Source organism: Kibdelosporangium persicum (assembly GCF_013280595.1).
Classification (GTDB): Bacteria; Actinomycetota; Actinomycetes; order Mycobacteriales; family Pseudonocardiaceae; genus Kibdelosporangium; species Kibdelosporangium persicum.
On record NZ_JAAATY010000011.1, the window covers coordinates 214,609 to 233,677 of the forward strand.

A 19,069-nucleotide genomic window follows, 5' to 3' on the forward strand; every position below is an offset into this window, starting at 1 on the left:
GCCAGGGTGGCCGAAAGGTGTGATGGGAGGTTTGAGGATCATGGCGCTGCCTGCTGTTCGTACGCTGGACCGCTGGGACCCGTTCCGTGAGTTCGACAGCCTGTTCACGCAGCTGAGCCGGTACGACCGGGAGGGATGGGCACCCCTGGCGGACGTGACCGAGACCGAGACCGGCTACGTCGTCGAGCTCGACGTTCCGGGCGTCCGGCGCGAGGACGTCACCGTCGACCTGACCGGCACCGACCTGTCGGTCACCGGTGAGCTCAAGGAGCGCGAGAAGGTGGGCCTGTTCCGGCACCGCACTCGCCGCACCGGCAAGTTCTCCTACCGGTTGTCACTGCCGCGTGACCTGGACGCCGACAAGGTGGCGGCCAAGCTCGCCGACGGCGTGCTGACCGTCACGGTCGCCAAGAAGGACGCGGCCAAGCCACGCCGCATCGAGATCACCGCGTAGTGCGGGTGGCCGGGACCGGCCGGGTGCTGCTGGCCGGCATGTCACACGGGACCGTCACCTTGGCGGACCCGTACCGCTGTTGCAGGCTCTCGACCAGATCGGCGGTCTGACCGGCGTAGGACACCATCAGCGTAGCCACCGCGGGCATCGACTCCGGCCGGGCCCGCGCGAGCAGCTCCGGCTGATCGGCGAACGCGCGCTTGAACCGCTCGTAGTTCTGCGCCTTGGTCATGAACGAGGCGTAGTGGAACCGGGAGTCGTTCTCCAGGTCGTTCGACGCCTGCTCCATCTCGGCGTCGGTGTCGAACAGGATCTCGATGCTGTCCTGGCAGTTCGGCGGCCGGGCCGGGTCGCGGGTCGCGAAGGAGTCGTACGGCTGCGGCTCTGTGCGCTGCGGCTGTCTCGCGGTCAGGATGATGACCGCCGCGCCCGCGATGGCCAGCGCGACCACGGCGATGATCGACAGGAGCAGGCGGGGCTTCACATCTCGACCGTAACGCAGTCAGCGTGTGGCGGTCGTCCAGGTCAGGATTCGGCCTGCGGCGGCGCCTTGTGCGGATCGGCGGACGACATGGCCCGCGCGCCGAGTTCGACCAGGCGCGCGCCGAGCCGGACGCGACCGGTGACGTCGTCGGCCTCCAGGTACTTCAGTTCCTTGAGCGTGTGCACGATCCGGTAGATCGCGCTGCGCGACAGGCCCAGTTGCGTGGCGATCGCGTTCGTGGAGATCTCCTGGCGCAGCCCGACGTGCTCCAGCACGGCCAGCCCGCGCTCCAGCGTTCCGGTGTGGCTTTTCCTCTCCTTCCCGGCCGGGGGCACGGACGCCTCCTGTGGGGTCCCGTTGCTGATCGGGACGACATCCCGGTACAGGTTCTCAGCGAGCGAGCCAGCCACCATCCACCGCCAATACGTGTCCAGTTACGTAGTCAGAAGCCGAACCGGCCAGGAACACCGCGGCGCCGCCGAGATCCTCCGGGGAGCCCCACCGGCCCATCGGGATACGACCCACGATTTCCGCGTGCGCCGCTGATCGGCGCGCAGCGCCGCGGTGTTGTCCGTCGCGAAGTAGCCAGGGGCTATCGCGTTGACTTGTACGTTGCTTGCTGCCCATTCGTTGGCCAGCGTCTTCGTCAGCCCCGCGACCGCGTGCTTGCTCGCGGTGTACGCGGCGACCCTGATCCCGCCCTGGAAGCTGAGCAGGGAGGCGATGGTGATGACCTTGCCGGAGCGCCGCCGCAGCATCGGCGCGGCGACCGTCTTGGTCAGCTCGAAGACCGAGTCGAGGTTGACCGACATGACCGCGCGCCAGTCCTCATAGGAATGGTCCGCCGCCGCCGAGCGCCGGATGATGCCCGCGTTGTTGACCAGGATGTCGATCCGGTGCTCCGCCAGGATCTCCCGCGCCTTGGCGGAGACGTCCGCCGGCTCGGACAGGTCCACAGTGACCACAGTGGAGCTACGGCCGTGCGCCTCGATCTCCCGCCGCACGGGGCCGAAGTCGCCGCCGTGGCCGAGCAGCACCACATCCGCGCCGGCCCCGGCCAGGGCGACCGCGACCGCCCGGCCGATGCCGGTGCGGGCCCCGGTCACCAGTGCGGTCCGGCCCGCCAGCGAGAAAAGGCTGTCCAGGTAACTCATCGCGGGTCCGCCACGGAACCGGTGTCGTTCCCGGCCAGGTGGTTCCGGCGCGGCGCCGCGGTGCCGAACCCGCGTGCCTCCGCCGGGCTGGTCGAGTACCGCACGTCGACGGTTCCTCCAATGCGCGTTGACCGGGACGGTGAACCGATGATCGAGGGCGAACGTTAACAAACCTGCCAAACCCAGGGAAGGTTTAGACCACTGGTCCATTCGGGTGGTCGTCGGGGACGGCGCCCGGATCTCCGCTGTGAGGCGCTGAACAGGTGAGATCAGCCCGCGCCGTGGATCAGCCGGAGTTTGGGCCGTGCGTCGGTCAGTCCGATCAACATCCGCAACCGAGGCAGTCCAATGTGGAGCCGTTCGGCCAGGGCGGGCAACGTGAGGCCGTTCGCGGCGGCCAGATCGATGGCCAGTCGCAGCAGTTCCGGTTGCTCACCCGGATAACCGGAGTTGACCGGCTCGTCCGTGCGCCAGCCGAGCCTGGTGAGCGCGGCCATCACGCGTCGCAGCGTGGATTCGCTGTAGACGCCCAGATCCTTGCCCCGGTACGCCAGCGCGACGGTCGAGACCCCGTAGGCGTCGGCGAGTTCCTTGAGCGCGGCGATGTCGGCGGGTGACGGCAACTGGTCCCGGATCTCGTCGGCGGGCATGAGGAACTCGGCGGCGAACAGATTCGCCTCGCGTTCGTGCCGCGGGCTTCCGGGCTCCGGTTCCGGATGCAGCAACAGGTGCCCCAGCTCGTGCGCGACCGAGAACCGCTGACGCATCGGATTTCCCTTGTACGTCAACGCGATGACCGGCCGGCCGTGCAGTGCGGACGAGAAGGCGTCGATGGTGTCGCTGTCCAGCATGGGAATGCGGGTGGTGACGATCCCGCGCGCTTCGAGGTTGCGGACCAGGTGCGCGGTTGGCCCGGCGTACACGCTCCACGCCTTGCGTACCGTGCGTGCTGTCGTGGCAGGGTCGCCGTGCGGGATGCCCATCGGAATGCCGACGTCCACCGCGGGGAGCTCGATCACCCGGTCCAGTTGTTCGACGATCTCCCACAGCAGCTCGACATGGGCGAGCGCCTGCTGGCGTTGCACCGCCGTCGTCGCCCGCAGTGAACGGAAGTGCGCCTGTGCCGTGTCCAGGTGCAGCTGCGGCCGGCCGACCGTGAAGAACGACGGCGGAACCCCCAGGGCCTCGGCGCACCGCGCCACTGTCCCGGCGCTCGGCCGCGACTGGCCCAGCTCGTACTGCGACACCGCCGCCGCGGTCCGGTCGATCGCCTCGGCGAGGTCCCGTTTCCGCCACCCGGCGAGTTCCCGCGCCATCGTCAGCCGGGCGGGCGCGAACGCCTGGGCGGCCGCGGCGGCATCCGGGTACACGGTCGAGCTCCCGTCGGGTGGGCGGACAGGTGATCATCACTGGACGCGTGACATCGTGGTCCAAGTACGGAGAGTGGCGCCAACCGGGCGACCCGTCACCCAGCGGATCCGTGCCGCTGCTCCGTCCGTGGCCGGATCGGGATCTCCGGCGGCGACTGGTCGAACAGGGTCGGCCCCGACGGACTGCCCAGCCATGGACTGGCCTTGCCGGTCTCGGTGGCCGCGATGTCCTGCAACCGGACGACCCAGTCCCACGTGATGTGCCCGTCGACGAGGGTGCCCTGTCCGGCCCAGGCGTCGGTCAGCCCGCCTTCCTCGGTGCCCGCCCACGGCAGCAGGAGCAGCTGCCGCCCGTCGAGCCAGGCGTCCCGTCTGCCGATCAGCGCCTCGTCCTCCCGGGGCGCCAGCAACTCCCGCCGCAGGTCGCTGATGTCGCCCAGGGATCCGTGCGGGCCCGCGGGCGCGTTGAACTGGTACACCCCGACGTGGTCCAGCTTGAGCAGCACCGACTGGAACGCCGGATCGGCGTCGAACCCCGGGAGGTCGACACCCAGCGACTGCGCGGTCCGCAGCAGGTACTCGTAGCGGTCGGTGCCGAAGCTGGTGTTGTTGTTCCAGTTGCCCCGGTGGTTGTTCTTCCGCAACGGCTGGAGCTCGGCCGCGGCGTCGTGCGCGTCCTGCAGCCACTGGCAGATGTGTGTGACGAAGTCGAGCAGGTCCACCGGCCGGAGCAAGGCCGCCAGCCGCTCGACGTGCGCCGGATCGTTGCCCGTCACCACACCCTCCTCACTTGAGTCCTCGTGGCCGCCGTGCTGCCCCTGCTTGATTTTCACACGCGATCATGTCACCGCCGGGGAGGGGCGGTCGCCGGGCGTGTCGCCGTGGCCCAGGCCCTGAACACGCCGCCCCGGCCCGCCGGGAAGACGTGCTCCGGGCACTCGGCACCAAGTGGTGGCGCACACCCGGCGGGTGGCTCCGTAAACTTGAGGTGAGCAATGTCAGGGTCGAGCGGGGAGGGCAGTGGTGAACGCGGACGAGCGTCGTTTCGAAGTGTTACGGGCCATCGTCGCCGACTACGTGTCCAACCACGAGCCGGTGGCCTCCAAGGCGATCGTCGACCGGCACAACCTGGGTGTTTCCAGCGCGACGGTCCGCAACGACATGGCCTCGCTGGAGGAGGACGGCTACATCATGCAGCCGCACACCAGCGCGGGCCGCATCCCGACAGACAAGGGCTACCGCCTGTTCGTCGACCGGCTCTCCGAGGCCAAGCCGCTGTCCACGGCCGAGCGCCGGGCGATCGGCACGTTCCTGGAAGGCGCGGTCGACCTGGACGACGTGCTGCGCCGCAGCGTACGGCTGCTCGCCCAGCTGACCAGGCAGGTCGCCGTCGTGCAGTACCCCACGCTGACCAGGTCCACGGTCCGGCACATCGAGCTGGTGCTGATCACACCGGCCAGGCTGATGCTGGTGATGATCACCGACACCGGCCGGGTGGACCAGCGGATGGTCGACCTCGGCGACGTGATCACCGACGAATCGCTGGCCAGGATGCGCACCAGCATCAACTCCGCGCTGGCCGGCCAGCGGCTGACCGACGCGGCGGCCAAGGTCGCCGAGCTGATCGACAGCTCGCCCAACGAGCTGCGGGACGTGATGACGCGGGTCGGCTCGGTGCTGGTGGAGTCCCTGGTCGAGCACCCCGAGGAGCGGCTGGTGCTCGGCGGCACGGCCAACCTGACACGCAACGTGGCAGACTTCCCAGGGTCGCTGCGCCAGGTGCTGGAAGCACTCGAGGAGCAGGTCGTCATCCTCAAGTTGCTCGCCTCGGCGCGCGACGCGGGCACACTGACGGTGCACATCGGCGGCGAGAACGAGGCCGAGGAGATGCGCAGCACTTCCGTCGTCTCCATCGGCTACGGCGGCACGGAACTGCTCGGTGGGATGGGCGTCGTCGGTCCCACGCGGATGGACTATCCGGGAACTATCGCGGCCGTCCGCGCGGTTGCCAACTACGTCGGGGAGATTCTGACAGCTCGATGAACCACAAGTCGATTCAAGACGGGGCAGAGCCGGGTGCGGTGTCACACCGCGGACCGCACTGCGGCAGGAGGACATGACGAAGGTGGCCAGGGACTACTACGGCATCCTGGGCGTGCAGCGCAATGCGGGTGCCGACGAGATCAAGCGCGCGTACCGCAAGCTGGCGCGTGAGCTGCACCCGGACGTCAACCCGGATGAGGCGGCGCAGCAGCGGTTCAAGGAGGTGACAGCCGCCTACGAGGTGCTGTCCGACCCACAGAAGCGCAAGATCGTCGACATGGGCGGCGACCCGCTGGAGAACGCCGCCGCGGGCGGCGGTATGCGGGACCCGTTCGCCGGGTTCGGTCTCGGCGACATCATGGACGCCTTCTTCGGCGCGGCCGGTGGCGGCACGCGCGGGCCGCGCAGCCGTGTCCAGCCGGGCGCGGACGCGCTGATCCGGATGCGGCTGACCCTTGAGGAGTGCCTCACCGGCGTGAGCCGTGAGCTGACGGTGGACACCGCCATCCTCTGCGAGCTGTGCCGCGGTTCGGGGTGTGCCGAGGGCACGTCGCCCGAGGTGTGCGAGACGTGTGGCGGACGCGGCGAGATCCAGGCCGTGCAGCGGTCGTTCCTCGGTCAGGTCGTCACCGCACGGCCGTGCCCGGTGTGCCGTGGCCTCGGCGAGGTCATCCCGGACCCGTGCCGCCAGTGCGCGGGCGACGGCCGTGTCCGGTCGCGCCGCACGATCGTGGCCAAGGTGCCGCCGGGTGTCGCGGACGGCATGCGCGTGCGGTTGTCCGGCCAGGGCGAGGTCGGTCCTGGCGGCGGCCCGGCCGGTGACCTGTACGTCGAGGTCGAGGAACAGCCCCACCAGACGTTCGAGCGGTCCGGCGCGGACCTGCACTGCACGTTGCGCGTCCCGATGACCACGGCCGCGCTCGGTGCCGTGCTCCCGCTGGAGACGCTCGACGGCGTCGAGGAGCTGGAGCTCGAACCCGGCATCCAGCACGGCGCCGAGCTTGTGCTGAGCGGCCGGGGCATGCCGAAGCTGCGCCAGTCGGGCCGGGTCGACGGCCGGGGTGACCTGCATGTGCATGTGGACGTGGAGGTGCCGACGCGCCTGGACGCGCGGCAGCAGGAGCTGTTGCGGGAACTGGCGACGCTGCGTGGTGAGGACGAAGGCGGCCTGGCCACGACGAACGGCAAGGGCGGCGGGTTCTTCTCCCGGATGCGGTCACACCGTTCCCGGTAAGGATCCCCGGTGAGCAGCACACCACCGCTGTTTCTCGTCGACGCGCTCCCGAACGGGCCGGACATCGTCCTGGACGGCCCTGAAGGACGGCACGCGGCGACGGTGAAACGCTTGCGCGAAGGCGAAATCCTGACGCTGTCGGACGGCGCGGGCGGCTTGGCGACGTGTGTCGTCGACGGCCCGGCCGGCCGGGATTCGTTGCGGCTGCGGGTGACCGAACGATCCGGCGTGCCCGCGCCGCAGCCGCGCGTGGTCATCGCGCAGGCGTTGGTCAAGGGCGATCGCGGTGAGCTGGCGGTGGAACTGGCCACGGAGGCGGGCGCCGACGCGATCGTTCCCTGGCGCGCGGCACGCTGCGTGGCCAAGTGGGACGACGGCCCGCGCGGCGAGAAAGCGTTGGCGCGCTGGCGGAACACGGTACGGGAAGCCGCGAAGCAGGCTCGTCGCGCGTGGGTGCCGGAGGTGCTCGATCCGGTCGGCACCAAGGGTCTGGTGGACCTGATGGACGGCGCGCTCGGCCTGGTCCTCGAAGGTTCCGCCCAGCGCCGGCTGGCGGACGTTTCCCTGCCCGCGCAAGGGGACATCGTGATCGTCGTCGGGCCGGAGGGCGGCGTCAGCGACGAGGAGATCGCGGTGCTGGAAAGCGCGGGCGCGCAGACCGTCCGGCTTGGGCCGAGCGTCCTGCGCGCCTCGACGGCGGCGGCCGTGGCTCTCGGAGCCATCGGCGCGCTCACCGCGCGCTGGTCATGACCGTGCTGATGCCGCGAGGTGTCAGCCGAACGGGTTCGCGTCTAGCTTGCAGACGTTGCCCGCCTCAGGGAACTTCCCCGAGATCAGGTAGTCCCGCTTGACCTGCTCGGTGCACGTGCTCGGCGCCAGCATGGTGGAGTGGCCGTAGCCCTCGGTCAGGAAAACCCTTGCCCTGGCGAGCTCCGTGGCCGGAGGAGATCCCGTGTTAGTTGATCTTCTCCTCGCCGGCCGCTCGCCGGAGCATGTCCCGTGCGGTGTTCGCGGTGGAGGCGTGCCGCAGGATCGGGCCCGCCTTCTGCTCACAGCGGTACGCCAGCTCCTTGGACTTGTCGTAGAACGGCGCCTCCCCCGCGGGGGTGACCGGCATTTCGGGGAAATCGCCGAAGAACGCCTGCTGCTCGGCGAGTGTGTCGAAGCACCGCACGGCCGCGCTGCCGGCGATGCCTCGGGGATCCCACGAGACGAGGTCGAACCGCGACTTCAGCTCGCCGGAGCACAACCATGGCCATTTGGCCCGTTCTCGAAGGCGCTGCAACCCGCCCGCGCCGGGCCCGCCGAAGTTCACGAACAGTGTGCCGATCCGTTTCGCCTGATCGGTCACGGGCAGCTTGATCACCGCGAGGTCGATGCGCGTCCCGAACGGATTGTCGTAGTCCAGCGGCACCGAAACCGTCGAACACTGGAATCCGTCATCGCAGTCCGACCAGGTCAGCGCCGGTGCCGCTGCTTCTTGGGCAGCGGCGACGGGTAACACGGCCCCGGAACAGACAGCCGCGGCCGCGCTCGCCATTACGGCGAAACGGGCCACGACACCCCCAGCAGTCTTGCGCACAGGCAGGCATCCGTCCTTGGCGAGGGGAACACGGAGCGAACGCCCCGAGCCACTGGACGCGCGTACACTGAGGGAGGTTGCCGTCCATCGGGAAAGATCAATTTTCTCGACCTGGTGGCGCACTTGGTGATGGACGGTCTACGCTCTGCCTCGAAGGCCGAGGCCTTGGTGCCCACCTGGGCACCGACACCGACTTGACGTCTGCGAGGGCGTCAGAGAAGCCGCCGGACACCTCCCCCCTCGGTCCGGCGGAGCTCCGCTGCGGCGGGCGTATGCCCAGCCGCAGCGGAGCGTCCAACTCGCTCGCGCTTCGCGCTCCCGGTTGTGTTGCCCGCCGCGTCTGGGCCTTTCAGCTTCGCCGATTATGTCGGGGGGCCGAGCCCCCCAAACCCCCACGAGGCGTGCTCCTCGTTTTCCAGCGTGCCACTGGTGCTTTGACTAGCAGTTTTTCGAGGCCGGTGTCCACTGCAGTGGACGTGCTCCGTGAAAACCGCCCGAGCGTGCCCATTAGCATTCGCGCATGAACTCCGAGTGCTTGTTCTGCCGGATCGTCGCCGGTGAATTGCCTTCCACCGTTGTTCACGAGACCGAGACCACTTTCGCGTTCCGCGATCTGCACCCGCAGGCGAAGACACACATCCTGATCGTGCCGAGGGCGCATTACAGCGACGCGGTGGACCTCGCCAAGAACGAGCCCGCGCTGCTGGCGGACGTGACGCTCGCCGCCGGCCGGATCGCCGAGCAGGAGGGCCTGGCCGAGCCGGGCTACCGGCTGGTGTTCAACACCGGCCGGGACGCCGGCCAGACCGTTTTCCACGTGCACATGCACCTGCTCGGCGGCGAGCAGCTGGGTCACTTCGGCGCCCCGTGAACAGGTATTCGCTGCGACTTGCCGGTGCGTCCGGCTAGCATCGTCTCTTGTCAGCACCGAACGACTAGCAGGGCGCGTCAGCGCAGAAAGCAGGCCAGAGGCCTCGTGGCCGGTACCGCACCGGGTGGAGCCGCCCGATCATCCGAGACTCCCCTCACCGGGAAGAACGGCTCATCTCAGGTGGACCCGAACGCGTCCGCCGACTCCTCGGACCAGCCCGCCCACACGGCGCAGTCCAGGTTCTCCGTGCCCGACGCGACGTTGTTGTCGCTGCTCGGCTCGCGTGACGAGAACCTCCGCATGGTCGAGGAACTGCTCGCCGCGGACGTGCACGTCCGCGGCAACGAGGTCACCTTGTCCGGCGCGCCCGCCGACGTGGCGTTCGGCGAGCGGGTCTTCGCCGAGCTGTCCACCCTCGCGGGCAGCGGCCAGCCGTTGACCGTCGACGCGGTGCGCCGCTCGATCGCGATGCTGTCCGCGGGCACCGCCGAGTCACCCGCCGAGGTGCTCAGCCTGGACATCCTGTCCCGGCGCGGCCGCACCATCCGGCCGAAGACGCTCAACCAGAAGCACTACGTCGACGCGATCGACAAGCACACCGTCGTGTTCGGCATCGGCCCGGCCGGTACCGGCAAGACGTACCTGGCGATGGCCAAGGCCGTGCAGGCGCTGCAGGCCAAGCAGGTCAACCGGATCATCCTGACCCGGCCGGCGGTCGAGGCGGGGGAGCGGCTGGGCTACCTGCCCGGCACCCTCTACGAGAAGATCGACCCGTACCTGCGGCCGCTGTACGACGCGCTGCACGACATGGTCGACCCGGAGTCGATCCCGCGGCTGACGCAGGCGGGCACGATCGAGGTCGCGCCGCTGGCGTACATGCGTGGCCGCACGCTCAACGACGCGTTCATCATCCTGGACGAGGCGCAGAACACCACGCCGGAACAGATGAAGATGTTCCTGACCCGGCTCGGCTTCTCGTCCAAGATCGTGGTGACCGGTGACGTGACCCAGGTCGACCTGCCCGGCGGGCAGCGCAGCGGCCTGAAAGTGGTCCGGGAGATCCTCGACGGCGTCGAAGACGTCCACTTCTCCACGCTGACCAGCGCGGACGTGGTCCGCCACAAGCTGGTCGCGGACATCGTGGACGCCTACGAGCGCTGGCAGGCGGTCGACGACCAGGCCGAGATCCGCAAGCCACGCACCGGCAGTGACCACCGCCGGGGTCGATGAGGTTTCCGCAGTGAGCATCGAGATAGCCAACGAATCCGGCGTGGCGGTCGACGAGGCGTCGATCGTCGCCGCCGCCCGGTTCGCCCTGGACCGGATGGGCGTGAGCAGGCTGGCCGAGCTGTCGGTCATGCTGGTCGACCTGGACGTGATGGCCGACCTGCACGAGCGGTGGATGGACCTGCCGGGCCCGACCGACGTGATGGCCTTCCCGCAGGACGAACTGGACTCCGTGCGCCGCCCGGACGCCTCCGAGGCCGGTCCGGCGCTGCTCGGCGACATCGTGCTGTGCCCGGCGTTCGCCAAGGACCAGGCCCGCAAGGCCGGTCACAGCCTGCTGGACGAGCTGCACCTGCTGACCGTGCACGGCGTGCTGCACCTGCTCGGCTACGACCACGCCGAGCCGGCCGAGGAGCGGGAGATGTTCTCCCTGCAGAACCGGATCCTCGCCGACTTCCGGGTGGCCAGAGCCGAGGCCAGGCGGCTGGCCGTCCAGCGCAGCGCCGACGACAAGGTGCTCGGCGCGGTGGGGCTGGACGAGCCGAAACGTCCCCATAACTGAATCGAGGCCGCGGTGACGTCGAACTCCGCCACGCTGCTCGTAGTCGCGGTGTTACTGGTGCTGTTCGCGGGTTTGTTCGCCGCGGCCGACGCGGCGCTCAGCGCGGTCTCCCGGGCCCGTGTCGAAGGGCTGGCCCGGGCCGGGCGGGCGGGTGCGCGTCAGTTGCTGTACGTCGTGGCCGACCGGCCACGGCACGTGAACCTGTTGCTGCTGCTGCGGTTGACGTGCGAGCTCGTCGCGACGGTGTTGTTGACGGTCGCGTGCCTGAACCTGATCCAGCCGGACGGTCTGGCCGTGCTCATCGCGGGCGTGGGCATGGTCGTCGTGTCGTACGTGCTGGTCGGTGTCGGTCCCCGGACCCTGGGCCGTCAGCACCCGTACACCGTGAGTCTCGTCGCCGCGGCGCCTGTGCGTGCGCTCGGCCTGGTGCTCGGGCCGTTGAGCCGTCTGCTGATCGTGATCGGTAACGCGATCACGCCGGGTCGTGGTTTCCGGGAGGGTCCGTTCTCGTCCGAGGTGGAACTGCGGGAACTGGTCGACCTGGCGCAGGAGCGCGGCGTGGTGGACGAGGACGAGCGGGAGATGATCCACTCGGTCTTCGAGCTGCGGGCGACCATCGCGCGTGAGGTGATGGTGCCGCGCACCGAGATCATCTGGATCGAGCAGTCGAAGTCCGTGCGGCAAGCGCTTGCGCTGTCGCTGCGCACCGGGTTCACCCGGCTGCCGGTGATCGGCGAGACCGTCGACGACATCGTCGGCGTGGTGAACCTCAAGGACCTGGTCCAGGGAGTGCTCGACGGCGGTGACATGACCCGCCAGGTCCAGGACCTGATGCGGTCCGCCGAGTTCGTGCCGGACACCAAGCGCCTCGACGACCTGCTCAAGGAGATGCAGTTGTCGCGCAACCACATGGCGATCGCGGTCGACGAGTACGGCGGCACCGCGGGCCTGCTGACCATCGAGGACATCATCGAGGAGATCGTCGGCGAGATCACCGACGAGTCCGACACCGACGACCGCCCGCCGATCGAGCACCTCGAGGACGGCGCTGTCCGCGTCAGTTCCCGGTTGCCCGTCGAGGACCTCGGCGAGTTGTTCGGCGCCGAGTTCGACGACCTGGACGTGGAGACCGTCGGCGGCCTGCTGGCGCAGAGCCTCGGGCGGGTGCCGCTGCCGGGCGCCGAGGCCGAGGTCGCCGGGCTGCGGATGCGCGCGGAGGGCGGCAAGGACAATCGTGGCCGGATGCGTATCACGACCGTGGTGGTGTGCCGTTCGGCCAAGTCGCTGGACGACGTACCGGTGAAGGAAAGGAGCGGCGAGCGTGGCTGAGCTCGACCCGGAGGACAGCAAGATCATCACGCTGGCGCGGTCGGCGCGGGCTCGGACCGGCGCCGCCGAGGGCGCCGCGGTGCGCGACACGATGGGCCGGACGTACGCCGCGTGCACGGTCTCGTTGCCCTCCTTGAAACTGACCGCGTTGCAGGCCGCTGTCGCCGCCGCCGTGGCCAGTGGCGCCGACGGTCTTGAGGCGGCCGCTGTCGTGACCGAAGCGGACTCCGTGGACGCCGATTCGCTCGCCGCGGTGCACGATCTGGCGCCGACCGCGCCGGTGTTGCGTGCCAATACCAAGGGCGAACTGCCGTAGGCGAGAATGGACCGGTGAACATTCCCGACGGCCACCGGTCAGGTTTCGCGTGCTTCGTGGGTCGCCCCAACGCGGGCAAGTCCACCCTGACCAACGCGCTGGTCGGCACCAAGGTCGCGATCACCTCGAGCAAGCCGCAGACCACCCGGCACGCCATCCGGGGCATCGTGCACCGGCCGGACGCCCAACTGGTCATTGTGGACACGCCGGGGCTGCACCGGCCGCGCACGCTGCTCGGCCAGCGGCTCAACGACCTGGTCATGTCCACGTGGTCCGAAGTGGACGTGATCGGCTTCTGCCTGCCCGCGGACCAGCGGATCGGGCCCGGCGACCGGTTCATCGCCCAGCAGCTGGCCAAAGTGTCCAAGCGGACCCCGGTGGTCGGCGTGGTCACCAAGACCGACCTGGCGAGCCCCGCGCAGATCGCCGAGCAGCTGGTGGCCGCGCAGTCGCTGATGGAGTTCGCCGAGATCATCCCGGTGTCGGCGGTGGACGGTTTCCAGGTGGGCCAGCTCAGCGATCTGCTGGTGGCGCAGCTGCCCGACGGACCGCCGCTGTACCCGGAAGGCGAGCTGACCGACGAACCCGAGGTCACGCTGGTCGCCGAGCTGGTCCGGGAGGCCGCGCTGGAGGGCGTGCGGGACGAACTGCCGCACTCGATCGCCGTCGTGGTGGAGGAGATGGCGTTCCGGGAGGGCCGGGACGACCTGATCGACGTGTACGCCGAGCTGTACGTGGAACGCCCGAGCCAGAAGGGCATCATCCTCGGGCACAAGGGCGAACGGCTCAAGAAGGTCGGTACCGCGGCGCGGACCCAGATCGAGGCGCTGCTGGGCGCCAAGGTGTTCCTGGACCTGCACGTGAAGGTCGCCAAGGACTGGCAGCGCGATCCGAAACAGTTGCGCCGGCTGGGTTTCTGATGCTCGGGCGGCACCGGCTCGACGTGCGGACGGCCGAGGCCGGCGGGCGCGGCGAAGTGGCGTTGGCCACGCCCGGCGGCCGGATCGCCGCGCGGCTGGTCGACGTCCTGATCGTGTTCCTGCCGGTGTACGTCGTGCTCAGCGTCGTCAGCCCGGACAATCTCCTGGCCGTGATCGGGACCGTCGTGCTCGGCATGGTGCCCTACGACACCCTGCTGACCATGAGGACCGGTGCCACACCGGGAAAGCGCATAGCCCGGGTCAGGGTCGTGCGGACGGACACAGGGGCGCCGCCCGGCTTATCGCGGGCGTTCGTCCGAGCGGTTCTCGGTGTGCCCCTCAGCCTGGTGCCCGCCGTGACGGCGCTGTTCGACGAACGCACACACCGCGGCTGGCACGACCGTGTGGCCGGAACCCTCGTCATTGCCGAATGACGCCCTGGTAGGTGCGATAATCGCCGGGTGACCCTGTACCGCGACACCGGCGTTGTGCTGCGTGTGCAGAAACTCGGTGAAGCCGACCGGATCATCACCCTGATCACGCGCCGCCACGGCAAGCTGCGCGCGGTGGCCAAGGGAGTGCGCCGGACGACCTCGCGGTTCGGTGCGCGCCTCGAGCCGTTCTGCCACGTCGACGTGCAGTGCTACACCGGCCGGACGCTGGACGTGATCACCCAGGTCGAGACCATCGACGCGTTCGCCCCGCGCCTGGTGGACGACTACCAGCGCTACACCGCGGGCTGCGCGGTCCTGGAGACAGCCGAACGCCTGTCGGCCGAAGAGGGCGAGCCGGTGATGCGGCTCTACATGCTCGTCGCCGGGTGTTTACGAGCCCTGTCAGCGGGCGAGCGCGACCCGTCCCTGCTGCTCGACGCCTTCCTGATGCGCGCGATGGCCTTCGCGGGCTGGGCCCCGGCCGTGTTCGAGTGCGCCAAATGCGGCGCCCCCGGGCCGCACCAGGCCTTCAGCGTGCCCGCCGGGGGCGCGGTGTGCCCCACCTGCCGCCCGCCTGGCTCGGCCAGCCCCGCACGCGACACCCTCGTCCTGATGGACGCCCTCATGCACGGCGTGTGGGACACCGCGGACCTCTCCACACCCGCCACCCGCCGGGAAGCCAGCGGGCTCGTGGCGGCCCATCTGCAGTGGCACCTGGAACGCCAGCTGCGGTCCCTGCCCCTGGTGGAACGCCGCAGCCAGTAGCCGCTCCGGCGAGAACCCCTGGCCGCGGCCGGGCCCGGTCGATCGGAGGGTGCGCCGGCGAGTGAGTACCTTGTTGGTGCCAGTGTTGTTCGCATCTTTGCCAGTTCGCATCTTGAAGGAGCAGTACCGTTGCTTCGCCGACGCCGCGACCGCGAGCGGCCTGAGTTCCGTCCGCCGGATCCGCATCCGTCCGGCGCCAAGCCGCCCGTGCTCGACCAGGTGCCCGCCCACGTCGCCATCGTCATGGACGGCAACGGGCGGTGGGCCAACCAGCGCGGCCTGCCTCGCACCGAAGGCCACAAGCGAGGCGAGGAGGTCGTCCTCGACGTGGTCAAGGGCTGCATCGAGATCGGCGTGAAGTGGCTCTCGGTGTACGCGTTCTCCACCGAGAACTGGAAGCGCAGCCCCGACGAGGTCCGCTTCCTGATGAACTTCAACCGCGACGTCATCCACCGCCGCGTCGACGAGCTCGACGCGCTGGGCGTGCACGTGCGGTGGGCCGGCCGGCTGCCCAAGCTGTGGCGCAGCGTGGTCAACGAGCTCAAGATCGCCGACGAGCGCACCAAGGACAACGACGTGCTCAACCTGACCATGTGCGTCAACTACGGCGGCCGGGCCGAGATCGCGGACGCCGCCAGGGAGATCGCCAAGCTCGCCGCGGCCGGCAAGATCAACCCGGACCGGGTGGACGAGCGGACCATCGCCAAGTACCTGTACCAGCCCGAGATGCCCGAGGTGGACCTGTTCATCCGGCCGTCGGGTGAGCAGCGCACCTCGAACTTCATGCTGTGGCAGGCCGCCTACGCCGAGATGGTGTTCCAGGACATCCTCTGGCCCGACTTCGACCGCCGTGACCTCTGGCGCGCCTGCGAGGCGTACGCCAACCGCGACCGTCGCTTCGGCAGTGCCATCGACGCAGCCATCGACGCGGCCGAAGCCGCCAAGGAGACGACGTGACGAGCGAGGCCGCGCGCACGGCCGCGCTGTTGACCAGGGCCCGTGAGGCGCTGGAGCTGTACCACGAGATCTTCATCGACGACGACGGCACGCTGACCTTCCGGCACGGCGACGTACCCTGCGCCGTGCAGGCGATGCAGCTGGCGGAAGGCCTCAACGTGCTGAGCGTGCAGTGCGTGGTGGCGTGGGATCTGCCGGATTCCCCGGAGGTCGTGACGTCGGTCGCCGACAGGGGCGGAGAAGCTCTGTTCGGCACGGCGGCGGTCGTGCACACTGATCACGGCATCGACGTGACCCTGCGCTACACGTTCCCCGCGGAGGGTCTTGACGTCAACGCACTGGGCACGTTGTTCATGCTGGTCGTGTCCGGTGCGTCCCAGTTCCGGACGGACCTACTGGCGGGATCGCAACGGTGACCACAGTCGCGGCGGACCAAGAAGACACGCATCACCATCCCAAACCCAGACGGCGGCTGCCGATCGGATCACTGGAGATCCTCTGCGTCCTGCTCGTGGTCGCGGTGGTGTTCCAGGACTCGCTGGCGAGCCTGCTCGGCTCCGAACTGATCCGCACCGCGGCGACGAGATTCGTCGCGGTATGCGTACAGGCGATCCCGTTCCTCGTGCTCGGCGTGCTCATCAGCGGCGCGATCGCGGCGTTCATCCCCGCCAGCGCGTTGCGGAAAGTCCTGCCGCGCAGGCAAGCGCTGGCCGTGCCGGTCGCGGGCGTCGCCGGTGTGGCCCTGCCCGGCTGCGAATGCGCGTCCGTGCCTGTGTCGCGGCGGCTGATGCAGCAAGGCGTGGCCCCGTCGGTCGCGCTGGCGTTCCTGCTCGCCGCACCCGCGGTCAACCCGATCGTTCTGGTCGCGACGGCTGTGGCGTTCCCCGGCAATCCGGAGATGGTGGCAGGCCGGTTCTTCGGCTCGTTGGCCACGGCCATCGTGATGGGGTGGCTGTGGGCCCGTTTCGGCAAGCTGGAGTGGATGGCGGAGCGCGCGTTGCGGCGCATCCCCGACCGCGACGGCCGTTCGCGTTGGCTGACCTTCGTCGAGACGGCCCGGCACGACCTGGTTGACTCCGGCGGGTTCCTGGTGATCGGTGGCCTGACCGCGGCGATCCTGGGCGTGGTGGTGCCCGCGTCGTGGCTGGACAGCCTGAGCGAGCAGATCGTTCTGAGCGTGATCGTGATGGCGTTGCTCGCGGTGATCCTGGCGATCTGCAGTGAGGCGGACGCGTTCGTGGCCGCGTCGCTGTCGATGCTGCCGCTGTTGCCGCGACTGGTGTTCCTGGTGGTCGGCCCGGCGGTGGACGTCAAGCTGGTCGCCCTGCAGGCGGGCACGTTCGGCAAGTCGTTCGCGTTCCGGTTCGCGCCGGCGACGTTCCTGGTGGCGATCGCCTGCGCGCTGGCGGCGGGATATCTGGTGGGTGTGTGATGAAGCGTGAGACGCAGAACATCCTGCTCGTGCTGCTCGGCGGCGCGCTGCTGAAAATCGCCTTGAACGGCACGTACCTGCGCTACGTCAAGCCCGGTCAGCAGGCCTGGCTGATCGGCGCGGGCGCGATCATGGTCGTGCTGGCCTTCGTGTCGATCACCCGCGACATCATCGCGGCCCGGCGGCCCGAACAGGTGGTGGCCGAAGTCGACGACCACGGTCACAGCCACGGCGGCTTCCAGTCGCACAGCACGTGGTTGCTGATCCTGCCTGTCCTGGCGGTCTTCCTGGCGCCACCAGCCCTCGGCGAGGACGCCGTCAACCGCGCGGCGGGCCGGACGCCACCGCCGCCGTCGTCCAGTCAGGACTTCAGCTTCCCGGCACTGCCCGCCGGTGACGTCATCGACCAGCGCGTGATGGACTTCGTCGAACGCGCGGCGTGGGACAAGTCCGGCTCGCTGAACGACCGCAACGTCCGGCTGACCGGGTTCATCGTGCACAAGGACGACTCGACGTACCTGGCACGCCTGGCCATCGGTTGCTGCGCGGCCGACGCGTATCCGGTGAAGGTGAAGCTCGACGGTCCCGGGCTGGGCACGCTTGTCAGCGACACGTGGGTGAAGGCGGTCGTGCGCTACCAGCCTGGTTCGTCGACGACGGAATCCCGCCACGTGCCGACGGTGACGCTGGCGGACATCCAGTCGGTCCCGGAGCCACCGGACCCCTACGAGTACTGACCCGTGTCATGGCGCCGCGTCCCGCACGCGGCGCCCCAGCCGAGCCGTGCCTCAGTTCGACTTGGTGCACTCCGCGCACGTGCCGAAGATCTCGACGGTGTGGCTGACCTCGGAGAACCCGTTCTCCTCGGCGACCCGGTCGGCCCACTTCTCCACCGCGGGTCCTTCGACCTCGACGGTGCGGCCGCACACCCGGCACACCAGGTGATGGTGGTGGTGGCTGGAGCACCGGCGGTAGATGGCCTCGCCGGTGTCCGTGCGCAGCACGTCGACCTCGCCCGCGTCCGCCAGGGACTGCAACGTCCGGTAGACCGTCGTCAGCCCGATGCCCTCACCACGTTTGCGCAGTTCCTCGTGCAGGTCCTGAGCGGACCTGAAGTCGTCGAGGTCGTTGAGGAGTTCGGCGACCGCGGCGCGCTGCTTGGTCGAGCGCCGGGCCGTGGCCGGCGGCGTGCGGTTGATCGTCATCAATTGTGAGCCTCCTCCACATGGGTGACCGCGTCCACCACGATATGCGAGAGATGCTCATCGACCAGCCGGTAGACCACCTCCCGGCCGTGCCGCTCGCCGTGCACGACCCCCGCGGACTTGAGCACCCGCAGATGCTGGCTGATCAGAGGCTGGGCCACGCCCAGAGCGTCGACCAGTTCGTGCACACACCGGTCCGACTCGCGCAGCTGCAGGACGATCGAGATCCGCACCGGCGCGGCCAACGCACGCAGCAGATCACCCGCGGCCGTCAGCGTCGCCGGGGCGCGTGCGGGCGCGGGTTCTGTGGACGTCCGGCCCGGCGAATGCTCGCTGGTGGCCGGGTCAACGCTCACGTCTGTGGTCGACTCCTCGAACATCAGCCACCTCACTGACTAGGGTGCACCCTGGTGACTCAAGTCTAGTCGCTAATGAATTCGGTAGTCGTGTTCAGCGCAGCTGAGCGATCGCAACGGCGACGAGAATGCCGAGAACAAGCACCCGCAGCAACCGTTCGTTGACGCTGAGTACGGACCACGTGGTGGCCAGCAGCACCCCGACGCCCACCACGAGCACCCCGAGCAAAGCGGCACCGAGCACGCCGCCGACCAGCACACCAGCGGCGAAAATCCCGATGACCACGACGAAGACCGCGATCGGCCGCACCCGGGCCAGCGGCCCGTCCCCGGAGATCAGCGGCGCCCGCATGTTCCTTCTGCCTCGCACGGCG

The 19,069-nt window shown here is 69.4% G+C and carries 25 protein-coding genes and 1 pseudogene; 16 read left to right on the forward strand and 10 right to left on the reverse strand.

Features of this window, described 5'->3' with window-relative positions; all coding sequences use genetic code 11:
- Positions 1-40: 40 nt before the first annotated feature.
- Complete coding sequence (locus GC106_RS21285; RefSeq protein WP_173133418.1) at positions 41-454, forward strand: Hsp20/alpha crystallin family protein; 414 nt, start codon at positions 41-43, stop codon at positions 452-454.
- Here the strand turns inward: GC106_RS21285 and GC106_RS49365 are convergent.
- The 5 genes and pseudogenes from GC106_RS49365 to GC106_RS21310 form a co-directional block, all read right to left on the reverse strand.
- Positions 444-938 carry a permease-like cell division protein FtsX gene (locus GC106_RS49365; protein ID WP_173133421.1) on the reverse strand — a complete coding sequence of 165 codons (495 nt, stop codon included), beginning with the start codon at positions 936-938 and terminating at the stop codon, positions 444-446. The two genes, GC106_RS21285 and GC106_RS49365, sit on opposite strands and share 11 nt — an antisense overlap.
- 41 nt (positions 939-979) lie before the next feature.
- Positions 980-1,351: a helix-turn-helix domain-containing protein gene (locus GC106_RS21295; protein WP_173133424.1), complete on the reverse strand. Its 372-nt coding sequence runs from the start codon at positions 1,349-1,351 to the stop codon at positions 980-982.
- Positions 1,329-2,092 (reverse strand): annotated as a pseudogene (locus GC106_RS21300) (SDR family oxidoreductase). Before GC106_RS21300 ends, GC106_RS21295 begins: the two are co-directional and overlap by 23 nt.
- Positions 2,093-2,361: 269 nt before the next feature.
- A complete protein-coding gene (locus GC106_RS21305) occupies positions 2,362-3,462 on the reverse strand; it encodes a helix-turn-helix domain-containing protein (protein WP_173133427.1) in 1,101 nt (366 codons plus the stop codon).
- Between the two features lie 95 nt (positions 3,463-3,557).
- Positions 3,558-4,238: a hypothetical protein gene (locus tag GC106_RS21310; RefSeq protein ID WP_173133430.1), complete on the reverse strand. Its 681-nt coding sequence runs from the start codon at positions 4,236-4,238 to the stop codon at positions 3,558-3,560.
- 244 nt (positions 4,239-4,482) lie between these two features.
- Between GC106_RS21310 and hrcA the strand changes: the two genes are divergently transcribed.
- The 3 genes from hrcA to GC106_RS21325 all read left to right on the forward strand — a co-directional run bounded on the left by hrcA (position 4,483) and on the right by GC106_RS21325 (position 7,489).
- The gene (hrcA, locus tag GC106_RS21315; protein WP_173133433.1) at positions 4,483-5,505 is read left to right on the forward strand and encodes a heat-inducible transcriptional repressor HrcA; all 1,023 of its coding nucleotides are present in this window, start codon (positions 4,483-4,485) and stop codon (positions 5,503-5,505) included.
- A gap of 82 nt (positions 5,506-5,587) precedes the next feature.
- Entirely contained in the window at positions 5,588-6,739 is a 1,152-nt protein-coding gene (gene dnaJ, locus GC106_RS21320; RefSeq protein WP_173133624.1) for a molecular chaperone DnaJ, read from the forward strand.
- A gap of 9 nt (positions 6,740-6,748) precedes the next feature.
- Entirely contained in the window at positions 6,749-7,489 is a 741-nt protein-coding gene (locus tag GC106_RS21325) for a 16S rRNA (uracil(1498)-N(3))-methyltransferase (protein WP_173133436.1), read from the forward strand.
- A 21-nt stretch (positions 7,490-7,510) separates the two neighbouring features.
- Here the strand turns inward: GC106_RS21325 and GC106_RS49370 are convergent, their stop codons facing one another.
- Both GC106_RS49370 and GC106_RS21335 read right to left on the reverse strand, forming a co-directional pair.
- A complete protein-coding gene (locus GC106_RS49370) occupies positions 7,511-7,792 on the reverse strand; it encodes an alpha/beta hydrolase (RefSeq protein ID WP_173133438.1) in 282 nt (93 codons plus the stop codon).
- Entirely contained in the window at positions 7,695-8,321 is a 627-nt protein-coding gene (locus GC106_RS21335; protein ID WP_246366416.1) for a hypothetical protein, read from the reverse strand. Before GC106_RS21335 ends, GC106_RS49370 begins: the two co-directional genes overlap by 98 nt.
- Before the next feature lie 520 nt (positions 8,322-8,841).
- On the opposite strand from GC106_RS21335, the gene GC106_RS21340 reads away from it, so the two are divergent.
- The 12 genes from GC106_RS21340 (at position 8,842) to GC106_RS21395 (ending at position 17,871) form a co-directional block, all read left to right on the forward strand.
- The gene (locus GC106_RS21340; protein WP_173133441.1) at positions 8,842-9,192 is read left to right on the forward strand and encodes a histidine triad nucleotide-binding protein; all 351 of its coding nucleotides are present in this window, start codon (positions 8,842-8,844) and stop codon (positions 9,190-9,192) included.
- A 180-nt stretch (positions 9,193-9,372) separates the two neighbouring features.
- A complete protein-coding gene (locus tag GC106_RS21345; RefSeq protein WP_312872768.1) occupies positions 9,373-10,422 on the forward strand; it encodes a PhoH family protein in 1,050 nt (349 codons plus the stop codon).
- A 10-nt stretch (positions 10,423-10,432) separates the two neighbouring features.
- On the forward strand, positions 10,433-10,981 hold the full coding sequence (gene ybeY / locus GC106_RS21350; protein WP_173133447.1) for an rRNA maturation RNase YbeY: 549 nt from the start codon (positions 10,433-10,435) through the stop codon (positions 10,979-10,981).
- Between the two features lie 12 nt (positions 10,982-10,993).
- Positions 10,994-12,310, forward strand: a complete 1,317-nt coding sequence (locus GC106_RS21355) for a hemolysin family protein (protein WP_173133450.1) — start codon at positions 10,994-10,996, stop codon at positions 12,308-12,310.
- A complete protein-coding gene (locus GC106_RS21360; protein WP_173133453.1) occupies positions 12,303-12,626 on the forward strand; it encodes a cytidine deaminase-like protein in 324 nt (107 codons plus the stop codon). The genes GC106_RS21355 and GC106_RS21360 overlap by 8 nt, the downstream gene beginning before the upstream one ends.
- Positions 12,627-12,646: 20 nt before the next feature.
- Positions 12,647-13,546, forward strand: coding sequence for a GTPase Era (gene era, locus GC106_RS21365; protein ID WP_173133627.1), 900 nt, complete (start codon positions 12,647-12,649; stop codon positions 13,544-13,546).
- Entirely contained in the window at positions 13,546-13,980 is a 435-nt protein-coding gene (locus tag GC106_RS21370) for an RDD family protein (RefSeq protein WP_173133456.1), read from the forward strand. The genes era and GC106_RS21370 overlap by 1 nt, the downstream gene beginning before the upstream one ends.
- Before the next feature lie 27 nt (positions 13,981-14,007).
- Complete coding sequence (gene recO, locus GC106_RS21375) at positions 14,008-14,745, forward strand: DNA repair protein RecO (protein WP_173133459.1); 738 nt, start codon at positions 14,008-14,010, stop codon at positions 14,743-14,745.
- A gap of 129 nt (positions 14,746-14,874) precedes the next feature.
- Complete coding sequence (locus GC106_RS21380; protein ID WP_173133462.1) at positions 14,875-15,702, forward strand: isoprenyl transferase; 828 nt, start codon at positions 14,875-14,877, stop codon at positions 15,700-15,702.
- Complete coding sequence (locus tag GC106_RS21385) at positions 15,699-16,118, forward strand: YbjN domain-containing protein (RefSeq protein WP_173133465.1); 420 nt, start codon at positions 15,699-15,701, stop codon at positions 16,116-16,118. The genes GC106_RS21380 and GC106_RS21385 overlap by 4 nt, the downstream gene beginning before the upstream one ends.
- Positions 16,115-17,134 carry a permease gene (locus GC106_RS21390; protein ID WP_173133468.1) on the forward strand — a complete coding sequence of 340 codons (1,020 nt, stop codon included), beginning with the start codon at positions 16,115-16,117 and terminating at the stop codon, positions 17,132-17,134. The genes GC106_RS21385 and GC106_RS21390 overlap by 4 nt, the downstream gene beginning before the upstream one ends.
- A complete protein-coding gene (locus GC106_RS21395; protein ID WP_173133471.1) occupies positions 17,134-17,871 on the forward strand; it encodes a TIGR03943 family putative permease subunit in 738 nt (245 codons plus the stop codon). The genes GC106_RS21390 and GC106_RS21395 overlap by 1 nt, the downstream gene beginning before the upstream one ends.
- 51 nt (positions 17,872-17,922) lie before the next feature.
- Here GC106_RS21395 and GC106_RS21400 read toward each other — a convergent pair whose 3' ends face one another.
- The 3 genes from GC106_RS21400 to GC106_RS21410 form a co-directional block, all read right to left on the reverse strand.
- Entirely contained in the window at positions 17,923-18,339 is a 417-nt protein-coding gene (locus GC106_RS21400; RefSeq protein ID WP_173133474.1) for a Fur family transcriptional regulator, read from the reverse strand.
- The gene (locus tag GC106_RS21405) at positions 18,339-18,719 is read right to left on the reverse strand and encodes an ArsR/SmtB family transcription factor (RefSeq protein WP_173133476.1); all 381 of its coding nucleotides are present in this window, start codon (positions 18,717-18,719) and stop codon (positions 18,339-18,341) included. The genes GC106_RS21400 and GC106_RS21405 overlap by 1 nt, the downstream gene beginning before the upstream one ends.
- A 70-nt stretch (positions 18,720-18,789) precedes the next feature.
- Positions 18,790-19,065, reverse strand: a complete 276-nt coding sequence (locus GC106_RS21410; protein ID WP_312872769.1) for a hypothetical protein — start codon at positions 19,063-19,065, stop codon at positions 18,790-18,792.
- Positions 19,066-19,069: the final 4 nt, after the last annotated feature.

Excerpts from the sequence above, each read along its gene's own strand:
- GC106_RS21340 (WP_173133441.1), top strand. The coding sequence starts at position 8,842 with ATGAACTCCGAGTGCTTGTTCTGCCGGATCGTCGCCGGTGAATTGCCT.
- GC106_RS21295 (WP_173133424.1), bottom strand. The coding sequence starts at position 1,351 with ATGGTGGCTGGCTCGCTCGCTGAGAACCTGTACCGGGATGTCGTCCCG.
- GC106_RS21400 (WP_173133474.1), bottom strand. The coding sequence starts at position 18,339 with ATGACGATCAACCGCACGCCGCCGGCCACGGCCCGGCGCTCGACCAAG.
- GC106_RS21395 (WP_173133471.1), top strand. The coding sequence starts at position 17,134 with ATGAAGCGTGAGACGCAGAACATCCTGCTCGTGCTGCTCGGCGGCGCG.
- GC106_RS21405 (WP_173133476.1), bottom strand. The coding sequence starts at position 18,719 with ATGTTCGAGGAGTCGACCACAGACGTGAGCGTTGACCCGGCCACCAGC.
- GC106_RS21285 (WP_173133418.1), top strand. The coding sequence starts at position 41 with ATGGCGCTGCCTGCTGTTCGTACGCTGGACCGCTGGGACCCGTTCCGT.
- GC106_RS21370 (WP_173133456.1), top strand. The coding sequence starts at position 13,546 with ATGCTCGGGCGGCACCGGCTCGACGTGCGGACGGCCGAGGCCGGCGGG.